The organism is Cyclobacterium jeungdonense, from assembly GCF_010994275.1.
In the GTDB taxonomy this organism is placed as follows: Bacteria; Bacteroidota; Bacteroidia; order Cytophagales; family Cyclobacteriaceae; genus Cyclobacterium; species Cyclobacterium jeungdonense.
In genome coordinates this window covers 680,143-702,763 of the sequence record NZ_WMCD01000001.1, presented here as the reverse complement: position 1 = coordinate 702,763, position 22,621 = coordinate 680,143, and the positions used below count along the sequence as shown (strand labels likewise).

Sequence of the window (22,621 nt, the reverse complement as noted above, 5' to 3'; positions counted from 1 at the left end):
GGAGTAAAAAACAAACACCCTGAGGGGAATAATACGGGAAAACAGCAATTTTGGCTTAGCCAAACCAGTAATCGTTTAAGGAGAGATAAAATTGAAGTTGAGGGTTTAATTGCCAAACAAAATCAACCAAAGTGAATCGCAATCGCTCCACTTTCAGGATAACACTAGCCGCCTTGACCATTCTTATTGCCTGGCCATTGCTCCTCCCCCCCTACCTTGCCCTGTCTCAAACCAAGCCTGCTGTTTCATTCGAGCGGTTTTCCACCGAAAATGGCTTGCCCAGTAATTCCATTCTGGACATTGCCCAGGACCACCAAGGATATATGTGGCTGGCAACGGAAGATGGGTTGGTGCGATACGATGGTTACGAGTTGCGAGGCTATAGCAACATTCCCGGTGATACTTCTTCATTATCCCAAAATCGGGTTGAAAAATTGTTTGTTGATTTTAAAGGGGATTTATGGGTTGGCTCTAAATCTGATCTTGACCGATACAATCCGGCCTGCGATTGCTTCATCCGATATTCCTCTAACCCTTCGGCCCCAGCCAATGAACAGGCTGGACAAATCAATGCCTTTGCCGAAGATCCGGACCATAACCTTTGGATTGGCACCCAAAATGGAGGATTATTTCGCTATGAACGGGAATGCGACCAGTTTACCCGTTTTTTAGACGATCCAACCGATTCGATAAACCTGCTTGAGGATGAGGTACGGGTCTTGGAAGCTGATCGAAACCATCAGCTTTGGATCGGCACCGGTGAACCGTTTGATGCCCATCGCACCGGAGGAGGTCTGATCCGTATGGATATACAGACGGGTAGCACCAAACGCTATTTGCATCATCCGGAAAATCCAAACAGCCTTATTGATAATCGAATTAGCGCACTTTTTGAGGATCGCGATGGCAAACTATGGGTTGGTTCCTGCCAAAGTGGTCTTCACTATTTCGACCCGGATAAAGAGGAGTTTATTCGGATGTTACCCGATCCTTCCAACCTGTACGCCCCCCAGGGGGAGATGGGCTTATGGTCCTCCTGTCCGCATGTGAAAATTATTCACCAGGATCCTGATGGAGAGTTTTGGGTGGGTACCTATAATGGAGGACTAAACCATTATGATCCAGTCAACCAAAAATTGACCTTCTATGCCCATGACCCTGCCGACCCTGAAAGTCTTGGTTCCAACCAGGTCTGGTCATTTTTGCAAGACAGTCAAGATCGATTATGGATAGGTAATTTACCAGGAGGGCTGCATAAGTTGGATCCCTCTCTAAATAAATTCACTATCTATTCGCATGAACCTGAAAATCCAACAAGTCTTTCCTATGATCATGTCATGGGGGTATACGAAGCGCCGAGCCAACCAGGAGTTATCTGGTTGGGAACCAGAGGTGGTGGATTGAACAGGCAGGATTTAAAAACGAAGGAATTTCATCATTTTCGTCATGTTCCGAACGAAGAACAAAGCATTAGTAGTGATATCGTGTGGACTACCTATGAGGAAAGTGATGGAACATTTTGGGTAGGCACGGAAGCAGGAGTAGACATCTTTGATCGCCAAACAGGACAATTTGTACCGTATAAGCTGATGGAAGACAATACTACCCGTACTCTCTCGGATCCTGTGATTCGTATGCACGAGGATGGGAAAGGCAGGATGTGGCTCGGAACCTGGAGTGGAGGAATCATCCGGTTATCGAAAGACAAGCAATCATTTAAGAGATATCATTTCTCAGATAACAGTCCCCAATCCTATTATAATAGCGTCTTCGATATCCACGAGGACATAACGGGGACTTTGTGGGTGGGTATTTTTCAGGGAGGCCTGTTTCGGTACGATGCCGCAACGGACCGTTTTTTACCTCATCTGGAAAAATATGGGGTAACCTGCATGCTGGAAGAATCACCGGATACTTTTTGGATTGGAACAACAAGCAACGGCTTGCTCCATTATAATACCGTGACCCATGAACTTGAACAGTATACCACGGAAGACGGCTTGTCAAGCAATACTATCAATGGAATTCTGGAAGATGAAAAGGAAAATTACTGGCTTTCTACCGGCAATGGAATTGTGCGCTTTGATCCAAAAAACCTGGACTTTACCAATTATGATGCTTCAGACGGCCTTTCCATTACCAGTTTTAATCATACGGGTGCGTTTAAAAGTGCGGATGGTCAGCTTTTTTTTGGTGGAGATGGCGGCTTGGTATCCTTTTATCCGCATAAAATAGCAGGAAACCCCTACCCTCCAGAGGTGGTCCTGAATGGTATACAAGTTTCCGGAAAACCGTTTGACTGGTACTCAAATAAAGGAAATACGGGGAAAAAACTTATACTCTCCCACTTACAAAATGATTTAACTTTTGATTACGTCGGACTTCATTACACCGACCCATCAAAAAATCAATATAAATACAGAATGCTCCCCTATGATTCGGAATGGATAGAAGCTGGTGAACAACGAACCGCCAGGTATACCAATCTGGATGCCGGGAACTATACCTTTCAGGTAATCGCTAGTAGTAGTGACGGGCTGTGGAGCGAAAAAGGCGCTTCCCTACAATTCACTATCCTGCCCCCCTGGTGGACCCGGTGGTGGGCCTACACCCTTTTTATCATTATACTGTTGTTACTATTCCGATGGTTTTACAAGTTTAAAGTTTCCCGAAAACTGGCGGTAGCAGAAAGCATACGCCTGACAGAAATGGATCGTTTTAAAAGTAGCCTTTATACCAATATTACCCACGAATTCCGTACCCCACTAACTGTAATTCTCGGTATTACGGATACCCTCCGATCAAAAGCAAGGAACCAACAATGGGAGGATACCGATCATGGGCTTGAAATGATCCAGCGAAATGGTAAAAACCTTTTACAACTGGTCAATGAAATGCTCGATTTGGCTAAGCTTGAAAGTGGACATCTGGAACTGGAAATGCAGCAACAGGACGTTATTCCTTTTATCAAGTACCTCAGTGAGAGTTTTCATACCATGGCCGAAGAAAAAAAAATCGACCTTGCAGTTTATACAAAACCGGATCAATTGGTCATGGATTTTGACCCTGCAAAACTCGCAATGGTCGTTTCAAACCTCCTATCAAACGCCATAAAATTCACCCCTGATCATGGCCGGATAGCTGTCCACCTTGATCAGGTCTATGCTTCAGGGAAAAAATATTTTACTTTAATAGTTAAAGATAATGGCAAAGGACTTCTGAAAGACGAAATCCCTCGCGTTTTTGACCGTTTTTATCAGGCAGACCGATCGTCAACCCGGCATTCAGAGGGAACAGGTATTGGTCTTGCACTGACTAAAGAGCTGGTGGAACTGATGGGGGGAGCAATAAAAGTTGAAAGTCCCACTGGAATGGGTAGTACATTTACTGTCCACCTACCCATTACCTTGGCTGCCCCTAAAGCCACCGAGCAAGACCTTAACCAATTCTTTCAACCAACCCTTCCCCAAGCCGTAACTTACATCAATGAAAAAGCCCAAGACCTGGATTTACCTCTGGTACTCATCATTGAGGACAACCTGGATGTGGCCGATTATTTGAAAATGGCGTTGGGGAATAAATACAATTGTCTTCATGCGACGAATGGACAAACCGGACTGGAACTGGCTTATGCACATATTCCAGACATCATCATTTGTGATGTCATGATGCCCGGAATGGATGGTTTTGAAGTCTGCGCCATGCTCAAAACCGATGAGCGCAGTGACCATATTCCGATTATTATGTTGACAGCCCTGGCGGAAAAGGAGGCCCGGCTGACCGGACTTTCCAAAGGGGCAGATGCCTACCTGGCAAAACCATTTGATAAAAAAGAATTATTGATCCGTCTGGAAAAATTGATGGAGATCAGGAAACGGCTGCAACAAAAGTACAGTCGGCGCTTCTTAAGCAGTGAGCATAGGTATGAGCCTATCAGTTCTTCCATCGAAAGTTTTTTGGTGAAAGTTGAAAGAGTCATCTTAGAAAACATGGGAGAAGAGGATTTTTCGGTAGATCACCTGGCTGATGCCATTTCTCTGAGTCGGTCGCAGGTACATCGGAAAATAAAAGCCATCACCGGGTACTCCACCTCCATCTACATTCGCATGATCCGCCTTGAAAAGGCAAAAGAACTGCTCGCTGTGGAGGACCTTACCATTGCTGAAGTAGCTTATCGGGTAGGCTTTAAATCTCCGGTTTATTTTTCTCAGATATTCAGAAAAACGTTTGGAGAGAGCCCTTCCGAAAGCCGCAACTAACTCATTTTTTGTCCTTTGCAACAATATCGAAAGGAGTTGCAACAATACCGAAAGCAGCTAAAAGCTGTATTCCATAGCTTTGAAACGTACAATTCATTCAGGCAACGAGCCTAATGCGTCTGATCCGCTAGGTCTTGCTCAGAAAAATCGGTTCAGGCCTTTAATTATGTTAAGAAATTGATTCTTTTCACCTGGTAAGTTTAGATCCAACAGGCTTGATTCCCAATTGCTTTATTGTACGAATCTATTTATAAACCATAACCAAATCGACTATGAAAACCCCAGTAAAAAATTCCCGAAGAAAATTTATCGGAGTCCTGGCTACCGGTGCCACAGCAGGTCTCTCCGCCTTTTCCAGTCCGCTAATGGTTGGAGACAAAATGGATACAAAAGTCCTCCATGAAGCAGATGCCTGGTTCGATGGCGTCAAGGGTGAACAACGGGTAGTATACGATGCTCCTGAACCACATGCCGGATTTCCCTTTATCTGGTCCTGGGTTTTTTACCAGACCAACAACCAGACCGGCCTATCAGATAATGAAATGACAGCCATGGTTGTCTTGCGACACAATGCCATTCCTTTTGCTTTAAATGACCAATTGTGGGAAAAATATCCCCTGGGAGAAATGTTTAATATTGTGGATAACAACACCGGTGCTCCTTCCCAACGTAATCCTTTTTTCATTCCACAAGAAGGAGATTATCCCATGCCAGGTATTGATGGAATAAAACAACTGCATAGCAGGGGAGCCATGTTTTGCGTCTGCGACATGGCCTTAACGGTGTATAGTGGTATGGCTGCACAACAATTGGAAATGGACCCTGAAGAGGCAAAGGCAGACTGGTCCAGAGGAGTATTGCCGGAGGTTCAGATCGTTCCGTCCGGGGTATGGGCACTTTCCCGTGCACATCAAAAAAACTGCGCCTACATTTATGCCGGAGGATAAAGTTGATCTTCCTGATTTCCACTTAACCATAAAAAAATGAAGAAAATCATCCTCTTATGCCCTTTTCTTATCATAAGTATAGGTGTTTGGGCACAGTCAAATCCGGTGAAAATTGTCTTTGATATTACCAGCAAAGATGAAGCAACACATCAGGCAGCCCTAAGGCATGTTACCATGATGTCTACCAGCTATCCGGATTCGGAATTTGAAGTAGTGGTCTATGCAGGCGCTTATCCCATGGTACTTAAAGCATCCTCTGCTGTGGCCGAGGAAATCCAACAGTTTGAAGGTAACGAGCGGGTGACTTTCGTGGTTTGTGAAGCCACGCTGAAAAGGCATCAAATCAACCCCTCTCAATTGTTGGCAGGCGTAAAAACGGTGCCGGATGGTATCCTGGAAATCGTCACCAAACAAGGAGAAGGTTGGGGATATATCAAAGAAGCGCATCATTAAAATAAAAGGAAAAATCAATCCAATATGGAGGAAAAAAAGCTGGACAAATGGCTTCGACAATTGACCTTGTCGGTCAACCTTTTGGTCATAGGAATTTTAGGCTCAACCCTCCTCTTGCTAGGCCATGCCTTAGGAATTTTCCCTTTGAAAAATCAGGAAATTCCTGGTATTGCCAGCTCTGGTGATTCGGCATCCCGGATTTCGTCCACAGGGGTTTGGCAAGCACCACAGTTGGCCAGTCTTCCTTCCAATCAGGAAGGAGACTTGATCCGATATGGTCATGAGTTGATTGCCCATACGGCGGTGTACCTGGGACCAAAAGGTAAAGTGAGGCAAATCAGCAATGGAATGAATTGCCAGAATTGTCATCTAAAAGGCGGTACGGTGGCTTATGGGAACAACTATGGTGCCGTGGCTTCGAAATATCCGGTATTCCGCAATCGCTCAGGTACCACCGAAGGGTATGAAAAAAGGGTAAATGATTGTATAGAAAGAAGCCTGAATGGAAAACCACTCGATCCTGATAGCAGGGAAATGAAAGCCATGGTGGCTTATATGAAATGGTTGGGCAAAGATGTTACAAATGGCGCATCCGATAAGGGATTCGGCCTATTGGATCTTCCCCTACCTAAAAAAGCCGCTGATCCGGCAAAAGGAAAAGCTGTCTATGAAGCCTATTGTACCAGGTGTCATGGGGAGGATGGAAAGGGAATTTTGGCGGAAAATGGCTTGGAATACACCTATCCTCCCCTATTTGGAGAAAATAGCTACAATACAGGAGCTGGGCTATACCGGATATCGCGGTTTGCGGCTTTTGTGAAAGCCAATATGCCCTATGGAGTTACCTTTGATAATCCCTTCCTGACCGATGAAGAAGCCTGGAATGTGGCGGCTTATGTCAACTCCATGCCAAGACCTGAAAAGGACCTTAGCATGGATTGGCCTGATCTTTCTAAAAAACCATTTGATCATCCCTTTGGGCCATATACGGACAGTTTTCCTGAAATTCAACATAAATACGGGCCATTTGGCCCATTAATATCGGCTAATAAGTAAGCTTTTATCAATTTTAATTTCAAATCCGGATCAAATTCAATCATGGAAATTCTGGGCTACTTTTTTTTGTTTTTTGTCGGATTGACCCTGGGGATTTTGGGCTCAGGGGGATCCATACTGGCCGTCCCTATTTTGGTTTACCTTTTTTCCATGGATGCGGTTTTGGCTTCGGCTTACTCCCTATTTATTGTTGGGATAACCAGCCTGGTGGGAACAGCACTGAATTACCATGCGCAGTTGGTAAATGTAAAAACGGGGTCCATTTTTGGCATTCCTTCCATTTTATCAATTTTTCTGATGAGAAAATGGATTGTTCCTGCTATTCCTGATAAGATACTTCAAATAGAGACCTTTAGCCTTTCAAAAAACACCTTTATTCTTGGCGTATTTGCCTTTCTAATGATACTTGCTTCACTGAAAATGATCTACGGACGGACTTTGAACAAGGGAAATGAAAAAAGAACATCCGTTTTTTCACTGGTATTTTTCGGCTTGTTGTCTGGATTAATCACCGGCCTGGTGGGTGTAGGCGGTGGTTTCCTGATTATCCCCATACTCGGGTTTCTTACCAAAACACCCCTTAAAACAGCCATCGGGACCACGCTATTTATTGTCGCGAGTAATTCGCTTATTGGATTTATGGGAGATATTCTCAATTATTCCATACACTGGAACTTCCTTTTAGTAATAACCAGCCTCGCCGTTTCGGGGATATACGTTGGTAGCCGAATAGGTAAAGTATTACCTACTCTGACCTTGCAAAGGTTCTTTGGTTGGTTTACGCTAACGATAGGGACGTTAATGGTAATCAAAGAATTAATTCTAATCGGTTAACGCAAGAAGTTAGCTACAAATGACTAACTGATAAATAAGACCTGGATTAAATTAAAGGATTTAAAAACTCTTTTTAATGCCTATTCGCCAATATCTTCAACCGGCAACTAATCGTATATCTACTTGAATTCAATAAGTCCAGCACCTCAAATATCTAACACTCCTCACTTCTCCATGTCTTTTTATAATAAGTGCTATTATATTTTAAATTTTCTGAACATATTTTCATCAATGGCTCATCATTAGAAGAAAAATTCTGTATAGCATCAGATTTTGATGGAAGGCTAGCCAAAATCAATGCAGGAAAATAGTGAAAAGGACGGAATCCATTCTGGTAGTATCGGGACAGCCAAATAAGGTGAAAGCACCGTATAATATAGATCAAATATGCCTGGGAATTTTTTCACCATTTTTCACAAAGTCCAATTTCAGTAAGACAAATCTCTTCATTTGGTGATATTGATCATTGTTCTTATCCATTCACACAGATAAATTTACTAATTAAACTTATGGCGGATGGTAGGCAATAGTCCTTTTGATTCCAATGTCCTGGTCTGTTCATGGATTTCCCTGCTTCTTGCCATTGCACTGGAAGAGTCCAGCAATAATGTGGAATTCCGTGAAAGTATAGATTATCATCTTTATGTAGGCGGTGGAACCGCAACCATAGATTCCCCCGGATTAGGCGATCTTATCTTGGAAGGAAGTAACCATAAACATATAGGATTCTATTGTACAGGGTATTCTGATGGTGGGAGGTAATCCGTTCCTAAACGGTTACGTTTGAGATTATTTCCGGTGGCACAATTACTCATTACGGACAAATTAGAGGAGGTGTAATGCTGGCTGGTGGCAGGGGAAATATGGCGGAGCGAACGATAGTAAATGAGAAATTTTTGTCAAGTAGTCGAGAAATAACTCTGGATCGGGAGATTAAAAGCTCCATAAAAAATACTTCCCGAACCACTGCCTTGAATGAGAAAGCGGCGGGTGTTCTAGAGAGTATACAGGATACCCTTTATCGGGCCACTCATCAGGTTGCTGCTTATTTGCACGGCTTTCGGAGGAATGCATCAAAATGTTACCTCTGAGCCTCAAAAGCAGACTGGAATATCATAAAGCAAATTTATTTCCTCATTTTAAACAATTGTAGAAATGGAATTATTAACCTACTCCCGATCAGCCTATTTGTTAAATGCAAGCCTTGAATCGCTACATGTGGAAAGCCGTGAATGGATTAATGAAATGGATTTTTTAAAGGATGAAGTGGCCTTTTTTCACCACTTGATCAAAAAGAATGAAACCATTAAATCCTTTCCTGCTCAGGAGTTCAAGGCTTTGGAAAATGAACTCATCCTTATAGGCAATAAGGTGGGTAAGATGCGTGAAAAAGTGAGTAGCCATGAACAACAACTGGCGGCACTGTTTAAAACAACTCAGGTCGAGGAAGAAGAAGCCTTTAGAAAAACGCACCGGAAACTACTCCTGGAGATGTATGATCTCCATTATCTGGTTCGGAAATTCAAAAAAAATGTTTATTCTTTTGTAAAAAATTATGAGTAAAATAATTGAGTTTGATATCAACGCTCGCAGGAAATTAACGGAAGGCATGAATCTTTTGGCCCAGTCTGTAATTATTACTTTTGGACCAAAGGGGCGAACCGTAGTATTTGAGAAGGTAAACGGCGAGCCTCAGGTCTGCAATGACGGTGTGACTGTTGCGAGACAGGTGGAGCTTGACGATCCTGTTGAAGACCTCGGAGCCAAGATGCTTCGTCAGGCAGCCATTAAAACCTCTGAAACTGCCGGGGATGGAACAACATCGGCCACTCTTTTAGCCCAGGCAATGATCAACATCGGGTTAAAACGAATTGAAGCGGGAATAAACCCCATGGAGGTCAGACGTGGAATAAGTAAAGCCGTAAAGGCCGTGGTAGACCACCTAAAGAAACAATCAGTATCCGTGGGAGATGACCATTCCAAAATTGAACAGGTTGCCTCTATTTCTGCCAATAATGACGGTGAAATTGGAAAGCTTATAGCCGAAGCGGTGAGAAAAGCGGGAAAAGAAAGTGTGATAACGATTGAGGAAGCAAAGGGTATTGAGACTTCCATCGAAGTTGTGGAGGGATTGCGGTTCGATCGGGGGTACATTTCACCTTATTTCATCACCGAAAATGAAAAAATGGAAGTGGTATTTGAGCGGCCATATATTCTGCTCCATGACAAGAAGGTTTCCGGTATTAGGGAATTGCTTCCCCTTTTGGAGAAGGTAACTCAAACTGGGGCACCATTTCTTATAATCGCAGAAGATTTTGCAAGTGATGTCTTGGCTACCCTGGTGGTAAACAATTTAAGAGGCGTATTAAAAGTTGCAGCAGTAAAAGCTCCTGGATTTGGAGACAGAAGGAAAGATCAACTGGAAGACATTGCTTTTTTGACTGGCGGGACAGTTTTTTCAGAAGAAAAAGGATTTGAACTCGATAAAGCCGAGCTAAGCCATTTGGGTGTATGTGAGAAAATAATAATCAACAAGGACAATACTACCCTTATAAATGGATCAGGCCAAAAAGAAAATATTGAGAAACGTATTAAGCAGCTCAAGGCCGAAATAGTAAAAGCAGCAACCAGTTTTGAAAAAGACCAATTACAGGAAAGGATGGCAAAGCTCACGGGAGGGGTGGCTGTCATTTATGTGGGTGCCTCTACCGAAGTTGAAATGGTTGAGAAAAAGGACAGGGTAGAAGATGCTTTAAATGCCACGCGAGCCGCAATTGAGGAGGGAATTGTACCGGGAGGCGGAGTATCCTATTTACGGTCCATTTCTTCCTTGGATGAGCTCTCTCCGGAAAATGAAGAAGAAAAATTTGGAATATATGTGGTGAAAAAATCCCTGGAGGAACCTATCAAACAACTGGCAGTAAATGCAGGTCTTGATTCCAATGAGATCCTTCAACGAGTGAAAGATGGCGAAAATGATTTCGGATTTAATTTCAAGACCGAGCAATTTGAACAACTTTTGAAAACAGGGGTAATCGATCCAACCAAGGTTGGAAGGCTTGCCCTTGAAAATGCTGCTTCAGTAGCTATGATGATGTTAACCACTGAATGTGTTATCGCCAAAAACAGGAGTAAGGAAAATGAAACGTTGGATACCCTACCCCAGATCTGACTCTAATCTATTTCTGGGCCCGACATCTTTATAAAATTCTTTTTCTTGAATAAGTTCAATTATTACTTTATCGGCTGTTTTTCAAAGATGGCCTGGAAATTTTTTGTAAGATTAGTTAGTTGGTCTTTGATTTTCCTTTCTTCCCCATATACACTTTTAACGGCCATTGGTAGTTGATACAACAATGGCGGGAATTTTCCATGCTGAAATGAATTCTTAAGACCCTAAGGGCGCACCGTAGAAATTGGCAGCATGGGCCTTATCCTTATTTTCGAGATTTTCCTTAACCTGTGAAGGAACTCATTTCTCTTTTGGACCTATTTATCAAACTCCATTGGTATGTGGTTTTGTCTATATAGTTTTTGTCCTTAATGAAAATCAGAGGAGGTTTCACCGGGAATACTTTCCCTTAAAAAACCACCTTCTTTTTTCTTGAGGATCAGATAATACCTGAAAAAAGGAAGCCAGTTCATCAGTGATTGGACTTTTTGTCTATTTTTCATAGTCCGTTATTTCTTTGACAACTATAGTACGTTATTTCTTTGACAACTTAAGTAAAGCTATGGGTTGTCACCTTCAATCCCAATGATTTCCCTGGGGTCATCGAAATGATTTTTATCATTTGTACTGTTTTAATAATTCAGACGTGTTTAATACCGCCTTTTCAAGTGCTGTAATTGTATCCAGAAAGCCTTCTTTATCAAAATCCAGGATATGATTATTGACCAGGTTAGCAATGCTGAGCCGGGCAGTCAATAAAGCATGGTCTATTCTGATGTGGCTTTAAAATTAAAGGTTTTATCTACTTTTTTCCCTGTTGGTTAGGCAGGATTTAAGATTGATCAAAGTAAGAGCTGTCTCTTTCATTAAGGACAATACATTACCACAGGGGTAATCATACCCCCTCTTGGATATGACGGTATTTAGCCTTCATTCCAACATCACATCCCCAACAATTCCCATAATTAATGTACGGGGAATCAGGTCCAATATGTCAGAGTCGAACAGGAATTCCCCTGATTCAGCGTTCCTCAGGACTAATCCTATTAAAATAATTAAGCGTTAAGGCTTAGGTACTTTTGTTGCTTTCACGTTTAGTTCTTTAACTGCGATTGATGTTAAAACCTGGTCGCTTTGCTTTTCCCACATAAGTACCTCATGTAAAAGATCAGTAACCGTGCGCAGGTCTAGTTCCATGGCCATTGCGTGAGCGCTTCCATATCCTGCAATCTTATAATGAATAATATTCTGCAGACAGCTGGTAATCAGCACATCCCGCAATTCATCAGATGAGGAAATTTTTAAGATATGATGGGTATCTTCCAGCATTTTATCCATGATCAGATTTTCCCGGCCAGTTGGGGAATCCATCAGGTAATTAAAAACACGTTCCAATTTATTGATCTTGTCGAAGGTACTTTCAAGATAATTTTTCAATTCTTTTTGCAGTCTTGGACTGGTAGCCTTTTCACTGCATTCTGGCAAAGCTTTCTGAATCTTTTTCTCAGCATCATAAAGATTTTTAAGTTGATAACCCAATGCTTCTTGTAAATTGGATAGTGCCTTTTTCATATCTCCTTTTGTGATAAAAATATCCGTGGAAGACCGTTTCATCAATGACGATTGTATGTTTTCTTGGTGATAAAGATCGTTGAAAATTGATAAATATATTCATTTCTTAGGCTACGTCAACAATTATCCGGATCAATAATAATAAATGGGAAGAATGAAAACCATCGAAGCAAAAAAGACCATTCAGGAATTACTTTCTCTGGCAAGCATTAATATTAATGGGAATAATTCCTGGGATTTGCAGGTACACAATGAAAAATTTTTCAATCAGGTATTACTGGAGGGGTCTTTGGGCGCGGGAGAAAGTTATATGGAAAACTGGTGGGACTGTAAAGAATTGGATGAATTTTTTACACGGATATTTAAAACACGGCTTCAGGATAAGATCCGAGGAAACTGGAAAACATTGGTTCAGGTGTTTCTTGCCAAAGCACTAAACCTTCAAAATATTTCAGGATCCTTTCGTTCAGCCAAACGGCATTATGACTTAGGAAATGACCTTTTTTCTACCATGCTCGATCAGCGAATGATCTATTCTTGTGCTTATTGGAAAGATGCAGTTACACTGGAGGAAGCCCAGGAAAAAAAACTGAAACTTACCTGTTTAAAATTAAATCTTCAACCTGGCATGCGGGTATTGGATATTGGCTGTGGCTGGGGTGGGTTTGCCAAGTTTGCTTCAGAAAATTATAATGTTCAAGTAACGGGGATTACTGTTTCAACGGAACAGGCCAAATTAGCCAAGGAAACCTGTAAAGGATTGCCAGTTGATATCCGACTTCTGGACTATCGTCAGGTAAACGAAACATTTGATCGGGTGGTATCGTTGGGCATGTTTGAACATGTAGGCTATAAAAATTACCGTACCTACATGAAATCGGTCCAACGATCCCTAAAAGATGATGGGTTATTTTTACTGCATACCATAGGGAGCAATTTCACTTCTACATGGAATGATCCATGGATTAACCATTATATCTTTCCCAATTCATTACTTCCATCCATTCAGCAAATTGCAAAAGCAATTGAAGGTATTTTTGTTATGGAGGACTGGCATAACTTCAGCGCCGACTATGACCGGACAATTATGGCGTGGCATAAAAATTTCGAAACCAATTGGGAGAAGTTAAAAGACCGATATGACGAAAGATTCTATCGGATGTGGAATTATTATCTATTAAGCTGCGCGGGAGCTTTTCGATCCCGAAAAAATCAACTTTGGCAGGTAGTCCTTTCTAAAAATGGTGTACCTGGGGGATACATCTCCATTCGGTAAAGGAGTTTAACCGCAAAAAGAAAAACTATCTTGGTAGTAGCCTCTCTTCTTTGCACTCATGTTGAGAACCAGCATCACCGGAATATTTACCCATGTCTAGTAGTTGGTAAGAATGATAAATTGTGCTGGTTACAATTTCACTTTGATAAATTGCCTTATTCCCTTTTTATGACCAGGGTTTTTACATAAGCACCAAAGCAAAATCTGAATACACGTTCTTAATGATTTAGACCTTTGTTGACCAATTTTTACCATGCGATATTCCTAATCCAAATTGCTTCGTATAATGAGTTGATCTCCGGATATGACAGGGCGTTTGCATTTATTAAAACATTTTGAAGGTTAAGAAAAAAAAAACTGCAACTATTGCCTGAAAAAGGACAGCTATTACAGACCGGAAATTCCTTTACCCAAACAACTCTTTCTTTCATTCCTAAAAAAAAGAAGCATTACGGCTCGGGCAAAAAAATTGGTTCCGTTCCTGGTGAAAATAACCTTTGAATTTTTGAATCCTAACTAATACTTAAAATACTTACAACCATTCCCGCAAAAACTGTAGAATATCTGCCCGCATCTCTGCCGTTTCTTCGTGGGCTACCGGATATATCTTCAATTTCCAGGCATCAGGTGCCCCATCACGGGCGTATGCAGCCTGTAAATTTTTATCAATGATTTCCAGTCCTTTCAGAGGAGTCAGGGGATCAAATTCTCCTGCTAGCCCAAAATGGGGTCTCGGCGAAATAAGCGCATTGATAGTTTAGGTTGAAAAATGGGTCAGTAAATCGGGAACGTAATAATAGATACCGTGGAGACGTAAATCTCCCTGTTCCATTAACGTATGAAAATCGGTCAGGCAATTCAGATCCACACAAACCTTGATCCGTTCATCCAGGGCTGCCAACCACCAGGCCATGGTGCTGCCCATGGACATGCCCAGGGTGGCAATGCGATCCTCGTCGATATCATCCCTGGAAACCAGGTAATCCAAAGCCCGAAGGTTATCATAGACCATCATCCCAAAAAGCACCTGCCCCTTCCAGAGCATTTCTTTAAAAATATCCAGTTCAGCCCTTCCGGAACGCTCTCCAAATCCCCAGGAATCCAGGCATAATCCGGCATAACCTTCTTTGGCCAGGGCTACAGCATAAGGCGGGGTTTGCATTTCCTTCCTTCCCATAACAAATTCATTCTTCCCCACTTCATACTGTCCAAAATGAGAATGGTTAAACAGCACCACCGGCAGTTTACCAGTAGCGTTTTTAGGTATGGAAAAATAGGCTGGGACCAGTTCTAGTCCATTGATATCCAATAGCAATTTTTGAATTATAACCCCATCCCTTTCCTCCGTTGCAATCACTTCCACACCTATTGGCCTATCCCGTTCGGGAAGTTTTCCCAGCAGTCTGTATAAGTGCTTACGCTGCAATTCCTTGTCCGGAGTATCTCCTATGTTTTCATTCATATGATTTTCATTATTCTGAGCTGTTGATTCGGGCTGGATTCCCAAACTGAAAAAAGCAATCAAAATGGGTATGTAAAATCCATAGAATAAATGTCGATCCATAACTCATTACGTTTTGGTTGATCCCAAGATACTTTCTTAATAGTAAATAAATACCAATACAAGGTATAGGAATCTTTAAATTTTTAAAAGAGGAATTGTCGGATGCTTTGAAAACCGATATTGGTGCGGTAAAGTTAGATGCCAAATTATCAAATTGTGATTTTTTCAAAGAGCGCTTTTCTTTTAGAAAAACATATCGTAATATTGCAATGTACTTATCAATAATTTAAAATAAGCTCGAAGTGGGGGTAACCAAAAGTGATTTATTCAACGAAATGCAAAATGAGCTGGCAACTGTGGCCAAAGTATTAGCGCATCCCGCCCGGGTGGCGATCATTCAGCAGTTACTTAAAAGCAATGCCTGCATCAATGGCGATCTGGTACAGGAACTGGGCCTGGCACAAGCAACCATCAGCCAGCACCTCCGAGAACTAAAATCAGTAGGCATCATACAGGGAACCATTGAGGGCTCCCGGATCAGCTATTGTATCAATCCTATGCGCTGGACGGAAATAAAAAATCAATTTAACCAGCTCTTTGACCAATACCCTCCTTCCATTCCCAGGGATTGTTGTTGAGACACGAAACTACATACAACTACAGCTAAAAGTAGAAAAGACGATGAACAACGATAACGATTTAAAGAATTTGGTGAAAGACCGCTATGCGCGCATCGCCAACCAAGGAAAAACACAGAATGCGGCTTCCTGCTGCGGCGCCACTACCCCATCCAACAAGGTATATAACATCATGATGGATGATTATACCGAAACAAGTGGATATGTGAAAGAAGCAGATTTGGGGCTGGGGTGTGGATTACCCACACAATTTGCCAAAATCCAAAAAGGCGACACCGTCATTGACCTAGGCTCCGGAGCAGGAAACGACTGTTTCGTAGCCAGGCACGAAGCGGGACCGGAGGGAAAAGTAATCGGTATCGATTTTACGCCTGCTATGGTCCAAAAGGCCAGGCTTAATGCTGAAAAATTGGCTTTTAATAACGTGGAGTTTCGGGAAGGTGATATCGATGAGATGCCGGTAAATGACGAGGTGGCAGATGTAGTGGTGAGCAATTGCGTGCTGAACCTGGTTCCCGACAAAGAAAAAGTGATTGGGGAAATTTTCCGGGTGCTAAAAGCGGGTGGCCATTTTAGCATTTCAGATATAGTATTGGTCGGGGACCTTCCTCAAGCTCTGAAAGAAGATGCTGAAATGTATGCAGGCTGCGTAGCGGGTGCCATTCAAAAAGAAGCCTACCTGGAGCACATTGAGAAGTCGGGGTTCCAGAATATCACCTTACAAAAAGAGAAGTCTATAAGCATTCCTGATGACATTTTAGGAAAATACCTCCGTCCCGAAGATATTATTGCCTTCAATCAGGGAGGAACAGGCATTTACAGCATTACGGTGTACGCGGAAAAACCTGGAAATGGCGACAAAATGCCAAAAATAAAATTATCAGAAATGCAAACCAATTCCTGCCAGGAAGGGTCCGGATGTTGTTAAACTATTATTAAAAAACATTCTAAAATGAAACGATTACTCATCCCTTTTTCCATTGTCTCCATTTTATTTCTTTCCTGCACTTCAAACTCCAAAAAGGAAGGAAACCCAAATGCAAAAGTCAGTGAACCAATCCAAGCCACCATGTCATCGGAACCTAAAACCATTGAAATCTCCATGTATCCAGAACTTTCACAGTATATTGAATCCGTTCTCGCCGGTATTGATGCCATTCCAAACGACCGAAAAGATCAATTGAAAAAAATTGCCTTGTACGTTCAAACCAAAAAGAAATCGAATGAACCCGCTAATCTTACTTTTATTTGTACCCACAATAGCCGTAGAAGTCATTTAAGCCAGATCTGGGCAGCAACTGCCGCGGCGTATTATGGAGTAGAGGAAGGGGTCCACACGTATTCAGGAGGCACCGAGGCAACGGCATTTAATCCCAGAGCGGTGGCTGCTATCGAACGAGCCGGTTTCCGGGTAAACCACACAAAAGGAGATAATCCCCGTTATAAAGTCAGCTTCTCAGAAAATGGAGAAGAAGTGGAGTGTTTTTCGAAAAAATATGACGATGCATTCAATGCTTCAGAAAATTTTGCGGCGATTATGACCTGTTCGGAAGCTGACAAAAGCTGCCCCTTTATTCCAGGAGCCTCGCTCCGCGTACCCATCCCTTACGTAGATCCTAAAGAGGCTGATGGAACGGAACAGGAAGCAGCGGTTTATGATGAACGCACGAAGCAAATAGCTACAGAAATGTTCTACATGATGTCCCAAGTGAAGGTTTAATATTGATGAAAAAGCTTAGTCTTTTAGCCATTCTCATATCACTTGGTTCGCAAGTTTAAGCTCAATCTGTATTCGACGAAATGAATACCTGGGTCGGTTCGCAATTGGCGGAAGTACAGGGATTGGGTCTTATCTTTTCTTATTTCTGGCTTGCGCTATGGCAAGTCTTTTGCCCTGCGTCTACCCAGTTTACCCTTGACTGTTAACTTCTTACGAAACAGGACAAGTAAATGGGGGAAATTTGCGCATCCGTTAGCCTATTACTTCGACTTGGCCAGCATTTATTTTCTATTTGGAATTATTGCTTCAATAACCCGGGGGAGCTTTTAACGATATCCTCCGGTTACCAATTGCAAACCTGAACATTGGCGTTGTGTTATTTATGATGGCTTTGGCGACCGTAGATTACTTGCAACTCTCCTTCCTTGGAGGACAGTTAGATACTGAAAACCGAGGTTTAGGTGGAACCCTGGTAATGGGTGCTGGAGCAGGATTACTGTCGTCAGCTTGTGTAGGACCTATAGTAGTCAGTATATTAGTGGCGATCGCGTCAAGCTCAAGCACGGTTACAGCAGGTTTGGCGTCTCTGCAGCCTTCAAAATGATGTTCTTTGGTTTTGGGGTGGGTGTTCCGGTTTTGCTTCTCGGTGTTTTTGGGCTGGCGCTACCGAAAAGTGGAAAATGGATGTTTTATGTACAATGGGTCTTTGCTATTGTAATCGCCTATTTCGCTTACGGATACCTTGTTAAAGGCATAAATGGCTTTGGTATGAACGACAACGTTAGCTTTTATATAATACTGGGTGCTGTCTTGTTATTCCTGGCATCATTTAATCTTCAATCGCAAAACAAATCAAAGCAGCTAAGAACAAAATTGTCTTTATTTGCCCTGGCTGGCGTCTTTGGGTTCTTCCTTATTGGGGCAAATGTATTGCCCCAGGAGTCAGCTACTTACAATAGCACTGCTTCCGGACAGGAAATGCCGCCGACCATTGAGCAAAAAGGAGAACTCACCTGGTATTTAAATAAAGAAGCTGCCTATCAAAAAGCAGCCGAAACGGGAAAATTGGTTTTTGTAGATTTTCATAGGGACCGGTGCACTAATTGTGTTGCCTTTCAGAAGCAAACCCAGAGCGATGCCGCTTTAAATGCTGCTTTGCAAAATGCCATTCTATATAAAGTTTACGATACTTCTACTAAGTTTGAAAAATATCGAAACGATCCGCGCTTTCCCGAGCTCAAGGTGGGGCTTCCCTTTTTCCTGATTACCGATGCAAAGGAAAACGTGATTTACAAGACGAATGATTTTAAAAAAACGGACGAAATAAAATTGTTCCTAAATTAAAACAAATCCAAAACTCGATGAAGGGAATAGGCTTTTTTGAAAAATACCTGACTATATGGGTATTGCTATGTATTGCTGCAGGCATAGGAATCGGATCCTTTTTTGGTGAAAAAATGGGCTATCTGTCCTCCCTGGAAATAGCCCACGTAAATATCCCTGTTGCCATTCTTATCTGGCTGATGATCTATCCGATGATGGTTCAGGTGGATTTCAGTTCCTTAAAAGAAGTTGGCAGGAATTCCAGAGGACTGGGACTGACGGTCGTGGTCAATTGGCTGATCAAGCCATTTACAATGGCCTTTTTTGCATGGATATTTTTCGACCACCTCTACAGCGCCTGGTTAACTCCCGAACAGGCCGATGAATACATTGCCGGGGCCATTCTATTGGGAGCCGCCCCCTGCACCGCCATGGTTTTTGTCTGGTCCTATTTGAGCAATGGAGACCCAAATTACACCTTGGTTCAAGTTTCAGTCAACGACCTTATTCTATTGGTTGCCTTTGTTCCCATCGTTCAATTTTTATTGGGAATTACTGACTTTCAAGTACCCTATGACGTACTCATTACGTCGGTGGTAGTCTTTGTGGTTATCCCTTTGATTGCGGGTTATTTGACCAATCGCTTCATCATCAGGCAGAAGGGCGAGGATTGGTTGAAAGAACGGTTTCTTCCCAAATTAAAACCCCTTTCGATCGTAGCTTTGTTGACTACCCTGGTCCTGCTTTTCGCTTTTCAGGGTGAACAAATCATTGCACAACCTCAGCATATCTTATTAATAGCCATTCCATTAACCCTGCAGACCTATCTTATCTTTTTTGTTAGTTGGTTTGCAGGTAAATACCTCAAACTAACGTACCGGGTTTGTGCGCCGGCGGCCATGATCGGTGCGAGTAATTTCTTCGAACTGGCAGTGGCAGTGGCCATCGCTTTATTTGGTTTGAGTTCAGGAGCAGCATTGGCTACCGTTGTTGGAGTACTTATTGAGGTACCGGTGATGCTCTCGCTGGTTCAACTTGCCAAACGCTGGAAGTATTGAACGGTTTTGCCTTATATCCCGGCTCTGGTAAACCATTTATTCACAATTGGTTCAATTACTAAAAGGTAATTAGTTACAGCCTTTCCGTAATTAGTTGAGGACCATCCCTTATTTTTTAACCCTTGTTTTGCCTCATTTACCGATCACAGCGTTCGGTTCACCGAATAAATTCCACTTACAGAAATTCAAATGCTACTTTTAACCTATAAATTTTTAGGCCGGTAAATCCGGTGATGGTTGGAGCTTCGTAACTCCTTCCAAAATTAACAGCGAACATAAACAGCATAAAATGGGACAGTTTAGACTTTTAAGTTTCAGTACTGGTTTACAAAAAGATCAGGAAAGCGGGTTTCAGTTAACCCCGGAAGAAATCAGGGGTTTATTGCAACAAATGAAACAATGGCCCGAATTGGGGGAAGCCTTGGTGCTCTCTAATCCGGAAAGAACCGAAATTCTTTATTTCAGTTCTAACAGTCAGGAAGACGAGATTTACCAAGCTATCCGGAAAATTAAGTTGGGTGACCACCTTCCTGAAAAAACTTTTTTCCAGCAAAATTGTAACGAGGAATGTGGATTTTCCCACCTGACGGAATTATGTTTCGGGGTTCAGGCCACTACTTACGGTAGTGTTCCGCTTTATGCGGCCTTTATGGATGCCCTCGAGCTATCGGTTCAGGCAGGCATGGCAGGGCCCTTGCTATCGGAATGGAGGGATTATTTGAAAAGCACCAACCATTTTTTAATTGGCGAGGTAAGTTATCAGGCACCGAATTTTTCAATTTCTTTTACGGTATCGGACATGGTTTCGGAATTGGTAAAAAAGATCAAGCAGCCCAAAATCGCTATCATTGGCTTCAATGCCTTGGGAAAAAAGGTTTTTCAAAAGCTGAAGAGCAAGGGTTTTGAAAACATCGTAATTGTAGAAAAAAACATCCAATCATTTGCTGCTTTGGATACCAAAGAATTAAATCAATTCATTTACGAACCCATCGAGCAGGTAGGGAATGTTATCCAGGAAAACGATATCTTGATTTCCACGTTAGAAGAAGGTGAGGATGTGTCAATTACCGATTATACCCATACGAATTTTTCATCGATGAAAGTACTGATCGATCTGGCTGTAAAAAGCAATAAATTCGATCTACTCAAAACCCACTCCCACCTAATCTTTTTCGAGCTTTCTGACATTTACCAGGTAATCCAGGGAAAGATGGAAATAAACAAACGATGGTTAAAAAAAGCGAAACCACTCCTCGCTCAGCGAAACAAACACTTTTTTCAGGTGCTGGATAAAAAAAAAGGCGAAGACCTGTTGGAAACGGCTAAACAACTATTGATTGAAATTGGAGAGGCGGACACTGGAATTCCAAAAATGATTACCATAGAAAAGCCTTTGGTAAAAAGGGAGACCATATCTCATGCCTCTTTCGCAGGTATCCTGGCGAAGTCATTGAAAAAAATACAAAAGGGTACGACATACAAAGATTTGGTCAGTTACGATCGCCTGGTGAATGAATTTTTTCTACGCAATTGATTTTGCGGCAGTTCATTTCGGGTAAATATATTTTTTGGTTTGGTTGGTTTAATGTGGAAGAGGCTCCGTCTGGGGCCTCTTTTTTTATGCCAGTAATCCCCCTATTATTTTGTATGTTAGCAATAGCTCACTAAATTTGCACCATTATGAGAACCCTAAAGAGCAATTGCCATATACCATCATTTTTCCATTCAGCAAATGCTCGCTGGCATCATATGGGTCATCATTCCTCCTAAATCCGGAATTCAATCCTTGTCCATGCTCCCCTTTTCGGGACCATTCATTTTCTTCAAAAATTTATAGTCACCAGTGTATCAATAATTCATGGAAAACAATATTAGAATAGCCGTTCAAAAAAGCGGACGGCTAAGTGAGGAATCACTAAAACTAATCAAAGAATGTGGTATTAAATTTTACAATGGTACCGGTAAACTTAAATCCACAGCTACCAACTTCCCGGTAGAGTTTTTGTTTTTAAGAGACGATGACATTCCAGGTTACGTTGCTGACGGCGTGGCTGATTTGGGGATCGTCGGGGAAAATGAGTTGGTGGAGAAAAATAAAGAGGTTACCATTTTAAAGAAACTTGGGTTTTCCAAATGCAGGCTTTCCCTGGCCATCCCCAAGGGAGAAGAATACCCGGGAGTCGGCTATTTTGAAGGCAAAAATATTGCTACCTCCTATCCTAAAATATTGGGAGACTATCTGAAATTGAAGCAGGTACATGCCGAAATTCATGAGATCAGTGGTTCGGTGGAAATCGCTCCCAGCATCGGTCTGGCAGAAGGTATTTGCGATATAGTAAGTTCCGGCTCCACCCTGATGATGAACGGCCTGAAAGAAGTGGAAGAAATCTTCCAATCCGAAGCCGTCTTGATCCGCAATAACGGCCTTTCCGTTGAAAAACACCAGATCGTAGAAAAACTGCTATTTCGAATGGATGCGGTACAAAAAGGGAAGAAAAACAAATACGTGCTATTAAATGCACCCAATGCATCACTTGATAAAATCATTTCTCTGATTCCTGGCATGCGGAGCCCGACCATTTTACCTCTGGCAGAAAATGGCTGGTCATCCGTACACTCAGTTATTAGTGAAGATCAATTTTGGGAGAACATTGAAGAATTAAGAGCTGCTGGGGCCCAGGGAATATTGGTCATACCCATAGAAAAAATGGTTATTTAAACCTGTTGAAACTTAGGCTTGCTTTTCTTCCCTGGCCTGAAAAATTTTAATTCGCTTTTCGTTAATTTAAGGGACTATTAATCAACGCAA

At 42.2% G+C, this 22,621-nt stretch carries 20 protein-coding genes; 16 read left to right on the top strand and 4 right to left on the bottom strand.

Annotation, left to right across the window (positions count from 1 at the left end; all coding sequences use genetic code 11):
* Positions 1-131 precede the first annotated feature (131 nt).
* From GKS34_RS02665 to groL, 8 genes are all read left to right on the top strand, one after another.
* Complete coding sequence (locus tag GKS34_RS02665; protein ID WP_163383255.1) at positions 132-4,259, top strand: hybrid sensor histidine kinase/response regulator transcription factor; 4,128 nt, start codon at positions 132-134, stop codon at positions 4,257-4,259.
* 272 nt (positions 4,260-4,531) lie between these two features.
* Positions 4,532-5,206 (top strand): Tat (twin-arginine translocation) pathway signal sequence containing protein, encoded by a 675-nt coding sequence (locus tag GKS34_RS02660; protein ID WP_163383254.1) that lies wholly within the window; start codon positions 4,532-4,534, stop codon positions 5,204-5,206.
* A gap of 36 nt (positions 5,207-5,242) precedes the next feature.
* A complete protein-coding gene (locus tag GKS34_RS02655) occupies positions 5,243-5,659 on the top strand; it encodes a DsrE family protein (protein WP_163383253.1) in 417 nt (138 codons plus the stop codon).
* A gap of 24 nt (positions 5,660-5,683) precedes the next feature.
* Positions 5,684-6,715: a c-type cytochrome gene (locus GKS34_RS02650; RefSeq protein WP_163383252.1), complete on the top strand. Its 1,032-nt coding sequence runs from the start codon at positions 5,684-5,686 to the stop codon at positions 6,713-6,715.
* A gap of 42 nt (positions 6,716-6,757) precedes the next feature.
* Positions 6,758-7,549 carry a sulfite exporter TauE/SafE family protein gene (locus GKS34_RS02645; protein WP_163383251.1) on the top strand — a complete coding sequence of 264 codons (792 nt, stop codon included), beginning with the start codon at positions 6,758-6,760 and terminating at the stop codon, positions 7,547-7,549.
* Between the two features lie 516 nt (positions 7,550-8,065).
* Positions 8,066-8,311, top strand: coding sequence for a hypothetical protein (locus GKS34_RS02640; RefSeq protein WP_163383250.1), 246 nt, complete (start codon positions 8,066-8,068; stop codon positions 8,309-8,311).
* A gap of 393 nt (positions 8,312-8,704) precedes the next feature.
* Complete coding sequence (locus GKS34_RS02635) at positions 8,705-9,112, top strand: hypothetical protein (protein WP_163383249.1); 408 nt, start codon at positions 8,705-8,707, stop codon at positions 9,110-9,112.
* Positions 9,105-10,721, top strand: coding sequence for a chaperonin GroEL (gene groL / locus GKS34_RS02630; RefSeq protein ID WP_163383248.1), 1,617 nt, complete (start codon positions 9,105-9,107; stop codon positions 10,719-10,721). The genes GKS34_RS02635 and groL overlap by 8 nt, the downstream gene beginning before the upstream one ends.
* Before the next feature lie 368 nt (positions 10,722-11,089).
* Here the strand turns inward: groL and GKS34_RS23550 are convergent, their stop codons facing one another.
* From GKS34_RS23550 to GKS34_RS02620, 3 genes are all read right to left on the bottom strand, one after another.
* Positions 11,090-11,224 carry a hypothetical protein gene (locus GKS34_RS23550; protein WP_262888542.1) on the bottom strand — a complete coding sequence of 45 codons (135 nt, stop codon included), beginning with the start codon at positions 11,222-11,224 and terminating at the stop codon, positions 11,090-11,092.
* 115 nt (positions 11,225-11,339) lie between these two features.
* Positions 11,340-11,477 (bottom strand): CapA family protein, encoded by a 138-nt coding sequence (locus tag GKS34_RS23700; protein WP_163383247.1) that lies wholly within the window; start codon positions 11,475-11,477, stop codon positions 11,340-11,342.
* A 306-nt stretch (positions 11,478-11,783) separates the two neighbouring features.
* On the bottom strand, positions 11,784-12,293 hold the full coding sequence (locus GKS34_RS02620) for a YciE/YciF ferroxidase family protein (protein ID WP_163383246.1): 510 nt from the start codon (positions 12,291-12,293) through the stop codon (positions 11,784-11,786).
* Positions 12,294-12,447: 154 nt separating this feature from the next.
* Here GKS34_RS02620 and cfa point away from each other — a divergent pair, with 154 nt between their 5' ends.
* Positions 12,448-13,569, top strand: a complete 1,122-nt coding sequence (gene cfa / locus GKS34_RS02615; RefSeq protein ID WP_163383245.1) for a cyclopropane fatty acyl phospholipid synthase — start codon at positions 12,448-12,450, stop codon at positions 13,567-13,569.
* Between the two features lie 757 nt (positions 13,570-14,326).
* Here cfa and GKS34_RS02610 read toward each other — a convergent pair.
* Positions 14,327-15,133 carry a dienelactone hydrolase family protein gene (locus GKS34_RS02610; RefSeq protein ID WP_240459166.1) on the bottom strand — a complete coding sequence of 269 codons (807 nt, stop codon included), beginning with the start codon at positions 15,131-15,133 and terminating at the stop codon, positions 14,327-14,329.
* A gap of 242 nt (positions 15,134-15,375) precedes the next feature.
* Here GKS34_RS02610 and GKS34_RS02605 point away from each other — a divergent pair, with 242 nt between their 5' ends.
* The 7 genes from GKS34_RS02605 to hisG all read left to right on the top strand — a co-directional run bounded on the left by GKS34_RS02605 (position 15,376) and on the right by hisG (position 22,531).
* A complete protein-coding gene (locus GKS34_RS02605; protein ID WP_163383244.1) occupies positions 15,376-15,711 on the top strand; it encodes an ArsR/SmtB family transcription factor in 336 nt (111 codons plus the stop codon).
* A gap of 43 nt (positions 15,712-15,754) precedes the next feature.
* Complete coding sequence (locus GKS34_RS02600; RefSeq protein ID WP_163383243.1) at positions 15,755-16,639, top strand: arsenite methyltransferase; 885 nt, start codon at positions 15,755-15,757, stop codon at positions 16,637-16,639.
* A gap of 24 nt (positions 16,640-16,663) precedes the next feature.
* Positions 16,664-17,431, top strand: coding sequence for an arsenate reductase/protein-tyrosine-phosphatase family protein (locus tag GKS34_RS02595; protein WP_240459165.1), 768 nt, complete (start codon positions 16,664-16,666; stop codon positions 17,429-17,431).
* A gap of 507 nt (positions 17,432-17,938) precedes the next feature.
* Positions 17,939-18,775: a thioredoxin family protein gene (locus GKS34_RS02590; RefSeq protein ID WP_163383242.1), complete on the top strand. Its 837-nt coding sequence runs from the start codon at positions 17,939-17,941 to the stop codon at positions 18,773-18,775.
* 17 nt (positions 18,776-18,792) lie between these two features.
* The gene (gene arsB, locus GKS34_RS02585; RefSeq protein WP_163383241.1) at positions 18,793-19,812 is read left to right on the top strand and encodes an ACR3 family arsenite efflux transporter; all 1,020 of its coding nucleotides are present in this window, start codon (positions 18,793-18,795) and stop codon (positions 19,810-19,812) included.
* 289 nt (positions 19,813-20,101) lie between these two features.
* Positions 20,102-21,346: a Rossmann-fold NAD(P)-binding domain-containing protein gene (locus GKS34_RS02580; RefSeq protein WP_163383240.1), complete on the top strand. Its 1,245-nt coding sequence runs from the start codon at positions 20,102-20,104 to the stop codon at positions 21,344-21,346.
* A gap of 324 nt (positions 21,347-21,670) precedes the next feature.
* On the top strand, positions 21,671-22,531 hold the full coding sequence (gene hisG, locus GKS34_RS02575) for an ATP phosphoribosyltransferase (RefSeq protein WP_163383239.1): 861 nt from the start codon (positions 21,671-21,673) through the stop codon (positions 22,529-22,531).
* Positions 22,532-22,621: the final 90 nt, after the last annotated feature.

Bases quoted from the DNA above. Each gene is read 5' to 3' on its own strand.
- GKS34_RS02645 (WP_163383251.1), top strand. From the start codon at position 6,758: ATGGAAATTCTGGGCTACTTTTTTTTGTTTTTTGTCGGATTGACCCTG.
- arsB (WP_163383241.1), top strand. From the start codon at position 18,793: ATGAAGGGAATAGGCTTTTTTGAAAAATACCTGACTATATGGGTATTG.
- GKS34_RS02655 (WP_163383253.1), top strand. From the start codon at position 5,243: ATGAAGAAAATCATCCTCTTATGCCCTTTTCTTATCATAAGTATAGGT.
- GKS34_RS02610 (WP_240459166.1), bottom strand. From the start codon at position 15,133: ATGGATCGACATTTATTCTATGGATTTTACATACCCATTTTGATTGCT.
- GKS34_RS02660 (WP_163383254.1), top strand. From the start codon at position 4,532: ATGAAAACCCCAGTAAAAAATTCCCGAAGAAAATTTATCGGAGTCCTG.
- groL (WP_163383248.1), top strand. From the start codon at position 9,105: ATGAGTAAAATAATTGAGTTTGATATCAACGCTCGCAGGAAATTAACG.
- GKS34_RS02595 (WP_240459165.1), top strand. From the start codon at position 16,664: ATGAAACGATTACTCATCCCTTTTTCCATTGTCTCCATTTTATTTCTT.
- GKS34_RS02640 (WP_163383250.1), top strand. From the start codon at position 8,066: ATGGTAGGCAATAGTCCTTTTGATTCCAATGTCCTGGTCTGTTCATGG.
- GKS34_RS02620 (WP_163383246.1), bottom strand. From the start codon at position 12,293: ATGAAAAAGGCACTATCCAATTTACAAGAAGCATTGGGTTATCAACTT.
- GKS34_RS23550 (WP_262888542.1), bottom strand. From the start codon at position 11,224: ATGAAAAATAGACAAAAAGTCCAATCACTGATGAACTGGCTTCCTTTT.
- GKS34_RS02580 (WP_163383240.1), top strand. From the start codon at position 20,102: ATGGGACAGTTTAGACTTTTAAGTTTCAGTACTGGTTTACAAAAAGAT.
- GKS34_RS02600 (WP_163383243.1), top strand. From the start codon at position 15,755: ATGAACAACGATAACGATTTAAAGAATTTGGTGAAAGACCGCTATGCG.
- cfa (WP_163383245.1), top strand. From the start codon at position 12,448: ATGAAAACCATCGAAGCAAAAAAGACCATTCAGGAATTACTTTCTCTG.
- hisG (WP_163383239.1), top strand. From the start codon at position 21,671: ATGGAAAACAATATTAGAATAGCCGTTCAAAAAAGCGGACGGCTAAGT.
- GKS34_RS02635 (WP_163383249.1), top strand. From the start codon at position 8,705: ATGGAATTATTAACCTACTCCCGATCAGCCTATTTGTTAAATGCAAGC.
- GKS34_RS02650 (WP_163383252.1), top strand. From the start codon at position 5,684: ATGGAGGAAAAAAAGCTGGACAAATGGCTTCGACAATTGACCTTGTCG.